This window comes from Pseudomonas sp. TE3-3-F2023, assembly GCF_036784815.1.
GTDB classification, from domain to species: domain Bacteria; phylum Pseudomonadota; class Gammaproteobacteria; order Pseudomonadales; family Pseudomonadaceae; genus Aquipseudomonas; species Aquipseudomonas pudica.
Map to the genome: position 1 here is coordinate 5,300,308 of NZ_CP145113.1, position 12,822 is coordinate 5,313,129.

The window sequence follows — 12,822 nt, forward strand, 5'->3', positions numbered from 1 at the left end:
TTCAGGGCCCTCATGGCCCACGACTGAGTATGGACAACGCGCCAGAGCAAGTGCTCCGGCGGTCAGGAAATCTCCCGCCGGAACGGCGGCAGCGCATTGAGAATAGCCTTGCCATAGCGTTGGGTGACCAGACGCCGGTCAAGCAAGGTGATGACACCGCGGTCCTGCTCGGTTCGCAGCAGGCGGCCGCAGGCCTGGATCAGCCGAAGCGACGCGTCGGGCACGGCAATTTCCATGAACGGGTTGCCGCCGCGAGCCTCGATCCACTCGGCCAGCGCCGCTTCGACCGGGTCGTCTGGCACGGCAAAGGGAATCTTGGCGATCACCACGTGCTCGCAGTAGGCACCCGGCAGGTCGACACCCTCGGCAAAGCTGGCCAGGCCGAACAGCACGCTGTGCTGGCCATCATCTACCCGCGCCTTGTGCTTGTTCAGGGTTTCCTGTTTGGACAGGTTGCCCTGGATCAGCACCAGCTTGCGCCAGTCACGGTCCAGGCCATCGAACACGTCCTGCATCTGCTTGCGCGAGGAGAACAGCACCAGCGCGCCACGGGCCTCTTCCACGATACTCGGCAGTTCGCGGATGATTGCCGCGGTATGCGCCGCTGCATCGCGCGGGTCGGCCTTGAGGTCGGGGACCCGCAGCAGGCCGGCATCGCCATGCACGAACGGACTGGGCACCACGCAGGTGACCGCGTCACGCGGCAACCCCGAGCGCATGCGGAAACGGTCGAACTTGCCGAGCGCGGTCAGCGTCGCCGAGGTCACCAGCGCGCCATGGGCCACGCTCCACAGACTGCGGCGGAGCATTTCGGCGGCCAGGATGGGGCTGGCGTTGACTTCGATATCGAACAGCGCACCGCTCTCGGCCAGGGTCAGCCAGCGGGCCATGGGCGGGCTGTCTTCCGGGTCTTCGGCGGTAAAGGCCGTCCACAGCTCCCAGTTGCCCTGGGCACGGGTGACCAGGCTTCCGAACAGCGGGTACCACTCCTCGGCCTGGTGGCTGGCGATGCCGATGTTGACCTCACCGTCCATGCCTTCCTTGAGCAGGTCGGCCAGGCGAGTGAACAGGTCGTTGAGGCGAGCAAAGCCCTTTTTCAGCTCGATGCCCACTTCGCGAATCTGCTCCGGCACCACACCGCCTTCGAAGCGGTAGCGCGGGCGCTCACGGCCTTCGTTGTCCTCGCTGGGGCGGAAGTCGGCAACCTGCTCGCACAGGGTGAACATGAACTGCTGCTGGGTGCGCACTTCCCGCGCAAGCTCCGGCACCTGCTCGATGTACTTGCCAAGGTCACCGGGCAGCGGGTGCTGGGCCAGCAGCTTGGTCAGGTTCTTGGCGGTCTGCTCCAGCCAGTCGGCAGTGGAGCGCAGGCGCGAATAGTGGGCGAAATGGCCGATGGCCTTGTCCGGCAGGTGGTGGCCTTCGTCGAACACGTACATGGTGTCGCGCGGGTCGGGCAATACCGCGCCGCCGCCCAGGGCCAGGTCGGCCAGCACCATGTCGTGGTTGGTGACGATCACGTCGACCTTGCCCATGCCTTCGCGGGCCTTGTAGAACACGCACTGCTGGAAGTTCGGGCAATGACGGCCGGTGCACTGGCTGTGGTCGGTGGTCAGGCGTGCCCAGTCCTGGTCTTCCAGGGCTTCTGGCCAGCTGTCGCGGTCACCGTCCCAGCGGTTGCCGGCAAGCTTCTCGATCATGCTGTTGAACAGCTTCTGGCTGCGCTCGTCGACTTCGATGTGGAAGCCTTCTTCCTCGAACAGCTGGGCGGTAGCCGATTGGGCGTGGCCTTCCTGCAGCAGGATGTCGAGCTTGGACAGGCACAGGTAGCGGCCACGGCCCTTGGCCAGGGCGAAGCTGAAGTTCAGCCCGCTGCTGCGCATGAGGTCGGGCAGGTCCTTGAAGACGATCTGCTCCTGCAGCGCCACGGTGGCGGTGGCGATCACCAGGCGCTTGCCGGCGGCCTTGGCGGCCGGAATGGCAGCCAGGCTGTAGGCCACGGTCTTGCCGGTACCAGTACCCGCCTCCACTGCCACCACGGCAGGCTCGCCGGCACGGCGGCCTTCCTCGTCGCAGGCGATGTCGCCGAGCACCTTGGCCACTTCTGCGATCATCAGGCGCTGGCCATAGCGCGGCTTGAGGCTCTTGGCTTCGAGAAAACGCGTATAGGCGCCCTGGATGGTGGCTTTGAGTTCGTTGCTGATCATGGTCTGCAGGCGCCCGGAGGGCTGGATATATTTTCAGTGTTTCGCATGGGGCGGCTATCATACCCCGCTATTGCCCTTTATGCCGCATGGAGATCCAGATGCTTGCCTTTGCCTTGCCCTACACACTGCATGTCATTGCCGCCCTGGTGTGGGTCGGCGGCATGTTCTTCGCCTGGCTGGTGCTGCGCCCGGCAACGGTTGCAGCCCTTGAGGGGCCTGCCCGGCTGCGCTTGTGGGTAGAAGTTTTCCGACGCTTCTTCGGTTGGGTCTGGCTGGCCGTGGCGATTTTGGCGATAAGTGGTATCGGCATGTTGCACATGCGCTTCAGCGGCTTCGAGACTGCACCGAAGTATGTGCAGGTGATGATCGGTGGGGGCATCGCCATGTTTGCCCTGTTCATGCGCATCCAGGCGTTGCTGCTGCCGGAGCTGAGGGCTGCGGTGCAGGCCGAGGACTGGCCGGCGGGTGCGGCAGTGCTGGGGCGGATTCGGCGGATGGTAGGGATCAACCTGCTGCTGGGCCTGGCGGTGGTAGCCGTGGCCAGTTCGCGGCTGATGCTCTGACAGGATCTGCGCGGCCCGTGTAGGAGCGGCCTTGTGTCGCGATGGGCTGCGCAGCAGCCCCGACAATTTGTGCGAAGGCACTGAAATCCTGGGGCTGCTGCGCAGCCCATCGCGACACAAGGCCGCTCCTACAGGGGGCGCAGCAAGGCTTCAGAGGCGCTGCAGAATCAGCTCACCTGCAGCGCCGGCCAACCCAGGCTGGCCCGGCTGCCCCGGTCGGCCATTTGCGCCGGCGTCTGTGCGGTACACCAGGCACCCCTTGCTAGCCCCGCCCTTGCCGGCCTTGCCTGCTGCCCCGGCCTTGCCCGGTGCGCCGCCGTCCAGGCGCACCACGATGCGCTCCTGCGGGAAGCCCTGCGGCACGCTCAAGCGGATGCGCCCACCCGGCGCACCATCGTGCCCGTTGCCGCCGTCATCGCCATTGGCACCGCGGCTGGCCTGGCCCCAGGTGCAGCCACCGGCCTGGCCGTTAGCGCCATCGAGTCCCACGTACCCTGGCGCACCGGCACCGCCACGGGCATCGATAGCCAGGCGCTCGGCATCCACTTCAGCCAGTTTCAGGTCCAGGCTGCGGCCAGACCGGGCTCCCCGCTGGTAGGTGCCCGCCGCCCCCGGCGCACTGAATTCACTACCCTCACCCAGCCGTGCGCTGCGCGCCTCGATCAGCAACGGGCTATCGGATGGAGCAATGGCGATACGCGCATCACGCCCCAGTTCCAGCTGGTCGACCTTCAATTCCGCGAGCGTGGCAGGCAGCAGCAGGGTTGCGGCATCGGCGACACGCAACTGTGCCAGGTGCACGCTAGCCGACTTGTCGGGCAGGCGAAGCATGGAATTGGCAGCGACCTCCAGGTTTTCGGCCTGGGCCAGGGGAGCGGCCATCATGGCCAGCAACATCAAATTACGCATTTCGCGGCGCCTCCTGCACACGGGGAATGGACATGACATGGAAGATACCCGTCAACAGGATCTGCAGACGATCGAACCAACGGTGGCTGCGCCCGCGCAGGCTGCCATTGAAGAACAACACTTCGAGCAGGTGCAGGCCGAGCAAGGTGATGCCGGCGGCGTTGATCAGCAGGTTGAAGGGCAAGGGTTGTGGCATCAACTGATTGAACAGCACCACACCCCAGAAAGCGACAGTCAGGACCTTGCCCAAGCCCAGGATGAACTTCATATCCCGCCCCCATGGATTGTTGTTATGTCGAGCCGGCCCGTTCGAGCGGGCCGTGCGGCCAACATTAACCGCAATGTCAAGACAGGCGCCAGCACCACTCAGTTGAGGTGCAGTTCCACCCGTCGGTTGCGGGCGCGGCCCTCCTCGCTTTCGTTGTCGCTGAGCGGCTCACTCTCACCGCGCCCCTGGCTGGTGACCTTGCCCGCCTCCAGCCCCTGGCTGATCAGGTAAACGGCCACGCTGCTGGCGCGGCGTTCGGAAAGTGCCTGGTTGTAGCTGTCGGAGCCTACGTTATCGGTATGTCCGATCACGCTGACTTTGGCCACCGTCGGTGAATCGAGTTTTGCCACCAGGCCTTGCAGGCGCTGCTGGGCCGCCGGGGTCAGCTCGGCGGAATCGAAGGCGAACATCACCGCGCCGTTGTCATCCAGGATGATCACCTCCGGCGAGGGTTCGGGTTCAGTGGCAGGCGGCGATACGGGGTACACCTTCAACGGGCACCCCATATGGTCGACCGCAGTGTTTGCCGGGGTATCGGGGCAACGATCGCGGCGGTCGAAAATGCCATCGCCATCTTCGTCACCATCCTGGACGTAACAGATCAGCCCCCCGGCAATGGCACCAAGGGCACCGCCACCAGCCGCCCAACTCGAGCTTTCGATGGCGCCCAGGCCACCACCGACCAGGCCGCCGAGCAGGCTGCAGATGGGCCAGGTCTTCTGGTTGAGCGGCGCGCTACCATCGCTTTGGGTGGCGCAGCCCGCGAGCAGGCTGGCAGCCACCAACAGCGGCAGCGCCGCTTTCGACGTCACACTCATGCTGAATGCTCCTGTGTCATTGGCCACGGACGGCTGACTGCCGTTGAAGACACGCCCGTGCCACTGCTCAAGGCACGGGCGCAAGTCGCTCTACCGCTGGATCTTGATCTCGGTACGGCGGTTCATGGCGCGCCCCTCAGCCGTGGCGTTGTCTGCCACCGGCTGGGTTTCACCAGCCCCTACCACCGACACGAAGCTGCTGCGCGGTACTCCGCTCTCGACCAGGTAGTCGGTCACCGAGTGGGCGCGGCGCTCGGACAGTTTCTGGTTGTAGCTGTCGGAGCCGACGCTGTCAGTATGGCCGCTGACGCTCAGGCGGGCGGACGGCGCTTCCTGTTTCAGGCGCGTGGCAATTGTGTTGAGGCGCTCCTTGTCGCTGGCGGTCAGGCGCGCAGAGTCGAACTCGAAGTGCACATCGCGGATGACGATGACTTCTTCCTTCTGCACCACCACTTCCTCGACCACTGCGGCCGGCTCCGGTGGGCAGCCGTTGGCATCGACCTGCACACCGCGCGGGGTACCTGGGCACTTGTCACGGCTGTCCGGCACACCGTCGCCATCCTCGTCGCCATCGCCATGGGCCCAGCAATAGCCTGCCGCCAGGCCACCACCCAGCAACGCGCCCCAACCAGCCCAGCTGGAGCTCTCGATGGCGCCCAAGGCAGCGCCGCTTACACCCCCGACGGCGGCACATTTAGGCCAGTCGGTCTTTTGCAAACCTGCACAACCAGTCAACACACTGGTGAGCAGAACCAGGGGTATCGCTGTGCGTACTATGCTCATTTCATTGCTTCTCCTAGGGGGAATCGGCATAAGGCCGATTTCAGGGAGTAAAGACCGAGCATCTGATCCCTGCCACCAATAAGCCACGACACAGCCACATGCCTCTTTGCCCGCACGCTGCGGCCCGCTAGTCTTGGACGACTTCAACGAGGATTGCCAATGACCGACGGTTTTTCCCAGCGCACCCCGCAGCAGGCCCTGGCGGCCCTGCTCGAGCGCTTCACCCCGCAACGCCTGCTGCTGGTGGGCACGCGTTTCCCGGCGCTGGACGCCTTCGCCCAGGCGCACCCACAGGTAACCATCGCCACAGCCGCCCCAGGCCCGCTGCCGGCCGAACTGGCAGCCCAGCGCTTTGACCTGGCGGTACTGGTGGACTGCCTGGAGCACCTGCCCAAACGCACCGGCCTGGAGTTGCTCGGCGGCATTCGCAACCTCAATGCCAGCCGGGTCGCGGTGCTTGCCGACCTGGGCGCCTGTGGCTGGCAAGACACCGATTTCTTTGCCCTGGCCCTGTCGGCCAGCGAGAAATTCCGCCGTGACCAGCAGGTATTGAGCCTGTTCACCTATGATCTACATGACTACAAGCAGGTACCGGACTGGCTGAATGCCAAGTTCTGGGCCAACCCTGAAAACTTCGGCAAGTACTGGTGGTGATGATGAGTGTCTCGGTCTGCCCTTGTGGCAGTGGCAACCTGCTCGACGCCTGCTGCGGGCATTACCATGCCGGCACCCCGGCACCGGATGCCCAGGCGCTGATGCGCTCACGCTACAGTGCCTACGTGCTGGGCCTGGTCGACTATCTGGTGGCCACCACCCTGCCAGCCCAGCAAGCTGGCCTGGATCGCGCTGCCATGGCTGCCTGGAGCGCCCAGAGCACCTGGTTGGGCCTGGAGGTAGAAAGTGCGGAGGTGCTCGGCGGCCAGCCAGAGCACGGTTTTGTCACCTTCACTGCACGCTGGCACGACCAGGAGGGTGACCATCAGCACCGCGAGCGCTCGGCATTCGTCCAGCATGCCGGGCGCTGGTACTTCATCGACCCCACGGTCGGGCTCAAGGCCGGGCGTAACGACCCCTGCCCCTGCGCCAGCGGGCAGAAGTTCAAGAAATGCTGCGCCAGTTACGTGGGTAGCTGAACATGGTCGCCCGCACCCGCCCGCTGCTGCTCGCCCCCCTGATGGCATGGCTGGCACTGCTGGCGGGCTGCGCCAGTTGGGGCGGTGACGAGTGGCGCGAACCCGAGGTGCAACTGGTCGAGGTGGAGACAGTCAAGGCCAGGTTGCTGGAGCAGGAGTTCGTGCTGCACCTGCGAGTCGACAACCCCAATGACAGCCGACTGTTCATCCGCAACCTGTCGTATGCCATACGCCTCAACGACCTGTTGCTGGTGCAGGATGAAACCAGCGTGTGGCGCAGTGTCGGCGGGCACGCCCAGCGTACTTTCAAGATCACCGCGCGAACCAACCTGTGGCAGCACCTGAAACCACTGGCCAAGCTGCTGAAAAGCGAACAACCGCTGCACTACAGCCTGCAGGGCGAGCTGGCGACCGGGTTGCTCATCCATCGGGACCTGCACTTGTCGCGCAGTGGTGAGATAATCCCCGGCGACTACAACCCGGAGTAACCCTGCAATGTCCCAGCAACCCCACGTTCATGGCCCTGACTGCAACCACGATCATGATCACCACCACGATCATGGCCATGTACACGGCCCGCACTGCAACCACGGCCACCAGGAGCCGGTACGCAACGCCCTGAAGGACGTTGGCCGTAACGACCCGTGCCCGTGCGGTAGCCAGAAAAAGTTCAAGAAGTGCCACGGCGCCTGACCTGAACAGCACTTGCGCGTCCCAGCCGCGGGCCGCGCAGTGGGTAGCCAGGGCCTAGCTGACCCTGGCAGGCCCTGAAACATTGCGCTGCAGCACCACTGAGGTGGCCATCAGCAGCACGATGCACAGGGCCATGCAAATGGCATTGGTACCATCCCAACCGACCGTGCCCAGCAACAGCGACGGGCTGAATGCGCCAATGGTCGCGAACACCGCGATGGCCAGATCGTTCTTCCCCTGCATCTGCATCGCTGCCGGGCTGTTTTGCAACGTCTGCGCCAACAGCGCCCCACCGCCCACGTAAGTCAGGTTCCAGCCCAGGCCCAGGGCTATCAGTGACAAGGTCATCATCGCGTAGCTGTGCGACCACATGTTCATGGCCGTGCAACCGATCAGCAGGCCCAGGCCGAGACAGATGGTGGCCCTGATACCGAGCTTGTGGATGATGGCGCCAGTGAAGAACGATGGCGCAAACATGGCAATCACATGCCATTGAATCGCCAGGCGAACGTCGGAAAAGTCCTCATGCATGTGTTTCATGTGCATGGATGCCTGGATCATCAGCAAATTCATGATCCCGTAGCCCAGCGCGGCCACTGCCATGGCCACGGCAACCACCGGGCTCAGTGGCTCGGCGGTCGTATCAGCCGGTTTCGCTGCACGGTCTTTACTGGCGGTGCCGGTATCGGCGGGCAGGCAGGCCGCTGTCAGCAACGACATCACCGCCAGGACGACAAAAGCGGCGTAGCAGAGAGAAAACAGCGGATACCCGCCAACGTCCCTCAGCCACTCGGTGAGCGCCGGCCCGACCACGGCAGCGATCACCCCACCGGCCACTACCAGGGAAAGCGCCTTGGGTTTCAGGTTCTGGGCCAGATTATCGGTGGCCGCGAAGCGATTGAAGTTGGCAAACGCAATGTAGATGCCCAATGCCGAATGGCTGATCACCAGCGTCGGGAAGTGCTGGTACTGCACCGCCAGGTAGCCACTGATGCCAGACACCGCCAAAGGGATCGAGCCCAGCATGAAGGCGCGCTTGCGGCCGATACGGCTCATCAGCCTGGAGACCGGATAGGTGGCCAGCATCAGGCAGAGGAACTGGAAACCATAGGGCACGGTGGACCACGTGGCGGCAGGCGCCAGCGCCGCCCCGACAATGGCCGCCATGGTCACGGACATGACCGCAGTCGTCAGGTTGATCGATTGGGCGGTGAAATACAGGTACGTGCGCCGCGGGAGTGTGCTCGACATAGCGTGTGCTCACGGTTGGTGGACGGGTCGATTTCGGAATTGGGAAAGATGCCGACAGGTCCATGGTCGCATCTGCCGCGCCCTGAAATTCGAACAGTCGACGCGTTTTCCGGTTAACTGTTAGGCTGTTTTTTCTAACAGCCGCTGGACCCACCATGCGCCCGCACAGCCTTCATGACCAGTTGAAACAGCGCCTCGAAGCCGGCGAATGGCTGCCCGGCCAGCGCATGCCGTCCATCCGCAAGCTGACGGCAGCGGTTGGCTGCAGCTACCACGATGTCGTCTCCAGCTATGCCCGGCTGGTCAGCGAAGGTGTGTTGACCGCCATTCCTGGGCGCGGCTACTTCGTCGCCAGCCACTCACGGCAAACCGGCGCATTGGATGCGCCCGCAGGCATGGCCGGCGACCCGCTGTTCAAGCTGCTGCAGGGGGGCCAGCACAACATCAAACTGGGCAGCGGCTGGCTGCCACCCGCCTGGCGTGACACCGAGCTGCTGGCCAAGGCGATTCGGCGCACGGCGCGGCTGGAGCAGAGCTCGCTGGCGGAATATGGCGATATCCAGGGCTACCTGCCCATGCGCAAGCAGTTGTGCGTGCACCTGCAACGCCTGACCCGTGTCGATGCCCGGCCAAGTCAGTTGCTGACTACGCTGGGCGCCACACAAGCGCTGGACCTGGTGGCGCGGTTGTTGATCAAGCCAGGGGATCACGTGTTCGTCGACGAGCCTGGCAATGGCAACCTGATCAAGCTGATCCAATTGGCCGGCGGCCACGTGGTCGGGGTGCGCCGAACCCAGGACGGACCAAACGTGCAAGACATGAAGGAGCACCTGGCCAGGCACAAGGTGAAGGCATTCTTCTGCAACAGCACCTTCCACAACCCGACCGGTGGCAACATCAGCCCGCACAATGCCTTCAGCGTCCTGCGACTGGCGGTGGAACACGACTTCTTCGTGGTCGAGGACGATGTCTACGGCGACTTCAGCCCGGGTGTACGCCAGACCTTTGCCGAACTGGACAACCTTGAGCGGGTCATCTACATCGGCAGCTTCTCGAAATGCCTGTCCGCTTCATTGCGCGTGGGCTACATCGCCTGCTCGGCAGAGCTGATGGAGCCGCTGACGCGCCTGAAGCTGCTGACCTGCGTGGCGGTGCCGGCGTTTTGCGAACGCTTCGTCAACACCATCTTGTCCGACGGCACCTATGCCCGGCACATGCAAGACCTGCAGCAGCGCCTGATCCGGCAACAGGCACAGACGCAGCAGTTGTTGCGGGCGCGTGGCTGGCAGTTCGACATAACGCCCCAAGGTGGCATGTTCCTGTGGGTCTACCACCCCGAACTGGCCGACCTGCAGCCTTTCATGCGTCGCCTGGAACTGCACCAGGTGCTATTGATGCCAGGCTCGGCCTTCGCTGTCAGCCGCGACTTTCAACGCCATGCACGCATCAATTGCGCGCACTTTTCCGACGCCGTGGCCGAACATTTCAAGGTTTGAGTGCATGTCTTGATGTTTGAGGTGGCGCTCGATCTAACAGGCACCACACACCCCACGCCAAGCACAAAAAATAAACCGCCCAGGGACCTTGCATGGCGCCTGCGCGCTCACTACCTTAGCGCCTTTCGAAACCCGCCACGCCTTGCAGGAGCCCTCGTCATGGCCGCCTCCGCCTTTCCTCCATTCCGCCCGCGGTTCGCAACCGCTGCCACGCTGCTCGGCATGCTCGGGCTGGCAGGCTGCCAGACGGGCGGCTATCAGGACAGCGTGCCACCGGCCAGCGGTGTGCAGCCGCTCAAGGGTCTGGCGCAGAACGTGTCGGTTCGGCGCAACGCAATGGGCGCACCATTGATCGAAAGCAGCAGCTTCCATGACGCTCTGTTCAGCTTGGGCTATGTGCATGCCGGCGACCGCATCGAGCAGATGGTCGCCATGCGCCTGCTGGCCCAGGGCCGCCTGGCAGAACTGGCCGGCAGCGACGCGCTGGACATCGACCGCCTGATGCGTGCGGCCAACCTCAAGCAGAGCGCCGCCCAGCAGTATGCTGACGCCTCGCCACGGCTCAAGCGCTTCTTCGAAGTGTATGCGCGCGGCGTCAACGCCTACCTGTTCCGCTACCGCGACAAGCTGCCCGCCGGCCTGGCCAGCAGTGGCTACCGCCCCGAATACTGGAAGCCCGAAGACTCGGCGCTGATCTTCAGCCTGTATGCCTTCAGCCAGTCGGTGAACCTTCAGGAAGAACTGAGCGCCCTGACCCTGGCGCAGAAAGCCGGCAGCGACAAGCTGGCCTGGCTGCTGCCTGGTGCCCCGGACGAGCCGTTGGCCGAAGCCGAAGTGGACAAGCTCAAGGGCCTGAACCTGGCCAACCAGTTGCCGGGGCTGCCGGCCTTGGCGGCTGCCAGCCAGAAGCTGGCCGACCTCGATCTTCTGGGCAGCCCGGGCTCGGCCAACCTGGCCCTGGCGCCGCAGCGCAGCCGCAGCGGCAAGAGCCTGCTGGCCAGCGACAGCCGAGCCGCCTGGGCCCTTAGCCCGGTGCAGATCCACACCGGCAAGTACCAGGTCGCCGGCCTGTCGCTGCCTGGTTTGCCGATCGTGCTGGCCGGCTACAACGGCAAGCTGGCCTGGAGCAGCAGCGCGGTCATGGCCGATAACCAGGACCTGTACCTGGAGCAACTGCGCCACCAGGGCAGCCAGCTGAGCTATCTGGCCGACGGCAAATGGCTGCCGGCCCGCGCCCGCAGCGAAACCTTCTTCGTCCGCGGCCAGCGCCCGCTGCACGAGGTGATGTACGACACCCGTCACGGCACTCTGCTGGCCCAGCCAGGCAATGCCAGCCTGGGCCTGGCGCTGAACCTGCCACAGTTCAAGGGCGACCGCAGCCTGGATGCTTTGTTCGACCTGACCCGCGCCAAGAGCGTGGAACGTGCCTTCGACAGCACCCGTGAGGTGAGCGCCGCCGCGCTCAACTTCGTCTTCGCCGAACCCGAACACATCGGCTGGCAAGTCAGTGGCCGCTACCCCAACCGCCGTGAAGGCCAGGGCCTTCTGCCCTCGCCGGGCTGGGACGGGCGCTACGACTGGGACGGCTATGCCGACCCGATGCTGCACCCTTACGACCAGGACCCGCCCGCCGGCTGGATCGGCCACGCCAACCAGCGCAGCCTTCCGCGTGGCTATGGCATGCAGCTGTCCAGCACCTGGTACTACCCCGAACGCGCCGAACGCCTGGCCCAGCTGGCCGGCAATGGCCTTCACGACAGCCGCAGCCTGATGGCCCTGCAGAACGATCACAGCACCCTGCTGGCCGACAAGCTCAAGCAGATGTTTGATGCCCCAGGCATGGCCCAGCCGCTCAAGCAGGCGATCGATGCGCTGCCCGCCGCACAGCGCGACAAGGCCAGCGACGCTCTGGCCCGACTCAAGGCCTTTGATGGCCGTCTGAGCCCTGTATCGGCCGATGCCGCGCTGTACGAACTGTTCCTCCAGGAAGTCGCCCGGCAAACCTTCCTCGACGACCTGGGCCCGGAATCCGGCCCGGCATGGCAGGCTTTCGTCAGCAATGCACGGTTGTCGTTCTCGGCACAGGCCGACCACCTGCTGGGCCGCGACGACAGCCCATTCTGGGATGACCGCAGCACCCCGCAGAAAGAAGACAAGCCGGCCATTCTAGCGCGCAGCCTGGCGGGCGCGGTGGATGCTGGCACCGCGCAACTGGGCGCCGACCGCCGCACCTGGCAGTGGGGCAAGCTGCACCAGTACCGCTGGCCTGCACCGGCCTACCATGGCCTGGGCGACGCCCTCGGCCGCTCGCCGCTGGCTGCCGGTGGAGACTTCACCACCCTGGCCTTGACGCCATACGCCTGGGGCAGGGATTTCGACACCCGCCTGCCGGCCTCGGCGCGGATGATCGTCGACTTCGGCCAGGCCGAGCCATTGCAGGTGCTGACCAGCAGCGGGCAGTCCGGCAACCCGGCCAGCAAGCATTACAGCGATGGGCTGGACGCCTGGTTCAAAGGGCGCTTCATGAGCCTGCCACTGCAACAGCAGAACTTCGCGCGGGCATATGGCAACCAGCGTTTGACGTTGGTACCCGGGAAGTAAGCAGTAGCATCTGTGTTGGGGCCAACTTGTGCCCCAACCATTCCCAGTCGAACTTCCCGCCCCTACCATGGTTCCTAACTGGTAACTCCAAGCCAGCACC

The 12,822-nt window shown here is 64.6% G+C and carries 13 protein-coding genes; 7 read left to right on the forward strand and 6 right to left on the reverse strand.

The window, feature by feature from the left end; all coding sequences use genetic code 11:
• Positions 1-62: 62 nt before the first annotated feature.
• Positions 63-2,207 (reverse strand): ATP-dependent DNA helicase DinG, encoded by a 2,145-nt coding sequence (gene dinG / locus V3314_RS24285; protein WP_046614728.1) that lies wholly within the window; start codon positions 2,205-2,207, stop codon positions 63-65.
• 98 nt (positions 2,208-2,305) lie between these two features.
• Here dinG and V3314_RS24290 point away from each other — a divergent pair, with 98 nt between their 5' ends.
• Positions 2,306-2,770, forward strand: coding sequence for a CopD family protein (locus tag V3314_RS24290; protein ID WP_046614729.1), 465 nt, complete (start codon positions 2,306-2,308; stop codon positions 2,768-2,770).
• Between the two features lie 150 nt (positions 2,771-2,920).
• Here the strand turns inward: V3314_RS24290 and V3314_RS24295 are convergent, their stop codons facing one another.
• The 4 genes from V3314_RS24295 to V3314_RS24310 form a co-directional block, all read right to left on the reverse strand.
• On the reverse strand, positions 2,921-3,679 hold the full coding sequence (locus V3314_RS24295) for a hypothetical protein (protein ID WP_046614730.1): 759 nt from the start codon (positions 3,677-3,679) through the stop codon (positions 2,921-2,923).
• A complete protein-coding gene (locus tag V3314_RS24300) occupies positions 3,672-3,947 on the reverse strand; it encodes a DUF1145 domain-containing protein (RefSeq protein ID WP_025340369.1) in 276 nt (91 codons plus the stop codon). The genes V3314_RS24295 and V3314_RS24300 overlap by 8 nt, the downstream gene beginning before the upstream one ends.
• 98 nt (positions 3,948-4,045) lie before the next feature.
• Positions 4,046-4,765, reverse strand: a complete 720-nt coding sequence (locus V3314_RS24305; protein ID WP_046614731.1) for an OmpA family protein — start codon at positions 4,763-4,765, stop codon at positions 4,046-4,048.
• Between the two features lie 90 nt (positions 4,766-4,855).
• Positions 4,856-5,548 (reverse strand): OmpA family protein, encoded by a 693-nt coding sequence (locus V3314_RS24310; RefSeq protein WP_003258902.1) that lies wholly within the window; start codon positions 5,546-5,548, stop codon positions 4,856-4,858.
• A gap of 159 nt (positions 5,549-5,707) precedes the next feature.
• On the opposite strand from V3314_RS24310, the gene V3314_RS24315 reads away from it, so the two are divergent.
• From V3314_RS24315 to V3314_RS24330, 4 genes are read left to right on the forward strand one after another with little or no spacing between them, the layout of a single operon-like run.
• Positions 5,708-6,202 carry a DUF6231 family protein gene (locus tag V3314_RS24315; RefSeq protein ID WP_046614732.1) on the forward strand — a complete coding sequence of 165 codons (495 nt, stop codon included), beginning with the start codon at positions 5,708-5,710 and terminating at the stop codon, positions 6,200-6,202.
• 2 nt (positions 6,203-6,204) lie between these two features.
• On the forward strand, positions 6,205-6,681 hold the full coding sequence (locus tag V3314_RS24320; RefSeq protein ID WP_015271542.1) for a YchJ family protein: 477 nt from the start codon (positions 6,205-6,207) through the stop codon (positions 6,679-6,681).
• A 2-nt stretch (positions 6,682-6,683) separates the two neighbouring features.
• A complete protein-coding gene (locus tag V3314_RS24325) occupies positions 6,684-7,169 on the forward strand; it encodes an LEA type 2 family protein (RefSeq protein ID WP_108481815.1) in 486 nt (161 codons plus the stop codon).
• A 7-nt stretch (positions 7,170-7,176) separates the two neighbouring features.
• The gene (locus V3314_RS24330) at positions 7,177-7,374 is read left to right on the forward strand and encodes an SEC-C metal-binding domain-containing protein (RefSeq protein ID WP_003258907.1); all 198 of its coding nucleotides are present in this window, start codon (positions 7,177-7,179) and stop codon (positions 7,372-7,374) included.
• Positions 7,375-7,428: 54 nt separating this feature from the next.
• Here V3314_RS24330 and V3314_RS24335 read toward each other — a convergent pair whose 3' ends face one another.
• Entirely contained in the window at positions 7,429-8,625 is a 1,197-nt protein-coding gene (locus tag V3314_RS24335) for an MFS transporter (RefSeq protein WP_338459735.1), read from the reverse strand.
• Between the two features lie 155 nt (positions 8,626-8,780).
• Here V3314_RS24335 and V3314_RS24340 point away from each other — a divergent pair, with 155 nt between their 5' ends.
• Both V3314_RS24340 and V3314_RS24345 read left to right on the forward strand, forming a co-directional pair.
• On the forward strand, positions 8,781-10,121 hold the full coding sequence (locus tag V3314_RS24340) for a PLP-dependent aminotransferase family protein (RefSeq protein WP_338459736.1): 1,341 nt from the start codon (positions 8,781-8,783) through the stop codon (positions 10,119-10,121).
• 159 nt (positions 10,122-10,280) lie between these two features.
• On the forward strand, positions 10,281-12,722 hold the full coding sequence (locus tag V3314_RS24345; protein ID WP_338459737.1) for a penicillin acylase family protein: 2,442 nt from the start codon (positions 10,281-10,283) through the stop codon (positions 12,720-12,722).
• The last annotated feature ends 100 nt before the right edge of the window (positions 12,723-12,822 follow it).

Excerpts from the sequence above, each read along its gene's own strand:
- dinG (WP_046614728.1), bottom strand. The coding sequence starts at position 2,207 with ATGATCAGCAACGAACTCAAAGCCACCATCCAGGGCGCCTATACGCGT.
- V3314_RS24290 (WP_046614729.1), top strand. The coding sequence starts at position 2,306 with ATGCTTGCCTTTGCCTTGCCCTACACACTGCATGTCATTGCCGCCCTG.
- V3314_RS24295 (WP_046614730.1), bottom strand. The coding sequence starts at position 3,679 with ATGCGTAATTTGATGTTGCTGGCCATGATGGCCGCTCCCCTGGCCCAG.
- V3314_RS24300 (WP_025340369.1), bottom strand. The coding sequence starts at position 3,947 with ATGAAGTTCATCCTGGGCTTGGGCAAGGTCCTGACTGTCGCTTTCTGG.
- V3314_RS24305 (WP_046614731.1), bottom strand. The coding sequence starts at position 4,765 with ATGAGTGTGACGTCGAAAGCGGCGCTGCCGCTGTTGGTGGCTGCCAGC.
- V3314_RS24310 (WP_003258902.1), bottom strand. The coding sequence starts at position 5,548 with ATGAGCATAGTACGCACAGCGATACCCCTGGTTCTGCTCACCAGTGTG.
- V3314_RS24315 (WP_046614732.1), top strand. The coding sequence starts at position 5,708 with ATGACCGACGGTTTTTCCCAGCGCACCCCGCAGCAGGCCCTGGCGGCC.
- V3314_RS24320 (WP_015271542.1), top strand. The coding sequence starts at position 6,205 with ATGAGTGTCTCGGTCTGCCCTTGTGGCAGTGGCAACCTGCTCGACGCC.
- V3314_RS24325 (WP_108481815.1), top strand. The coding sequence starts at position 6,684 with ATGGTCGCCCGCACCCGCCCGCTGCTGCTCGCCCCCCTGATGGCATGG.
- V3314_RS24330 (WP_003258907.1), top strand. The coding sequence starts at position 7,177 with ATGTCCCAGCAACCCCACGTTCATGGCCCTGACTGCAACCACGATCAT.
- V3314_RS24335 (WP_338459735.1), bottom strand. The coding sequence starts at position 8,625 with ATGTCGAGCACACTCCCGCGGCGCACGTACCTGTATTTCACCGCCCAA.
- V3314_RS24340 (WP_338459736.1), top strand. The coding sequence starts at position 8,781 with ATGCGCCCGCACAGCCTTCATGACCAGTTGAAACAGCGCCTCGAAGCC.
- V3314_RS24345 (WP_338459737.1), top strand. The coding sequence starts at position 10,281 with ATGGCCGCCTCCGCCTTTCCTCCATTCCGCCCGCGGTTCGCAACCGCT.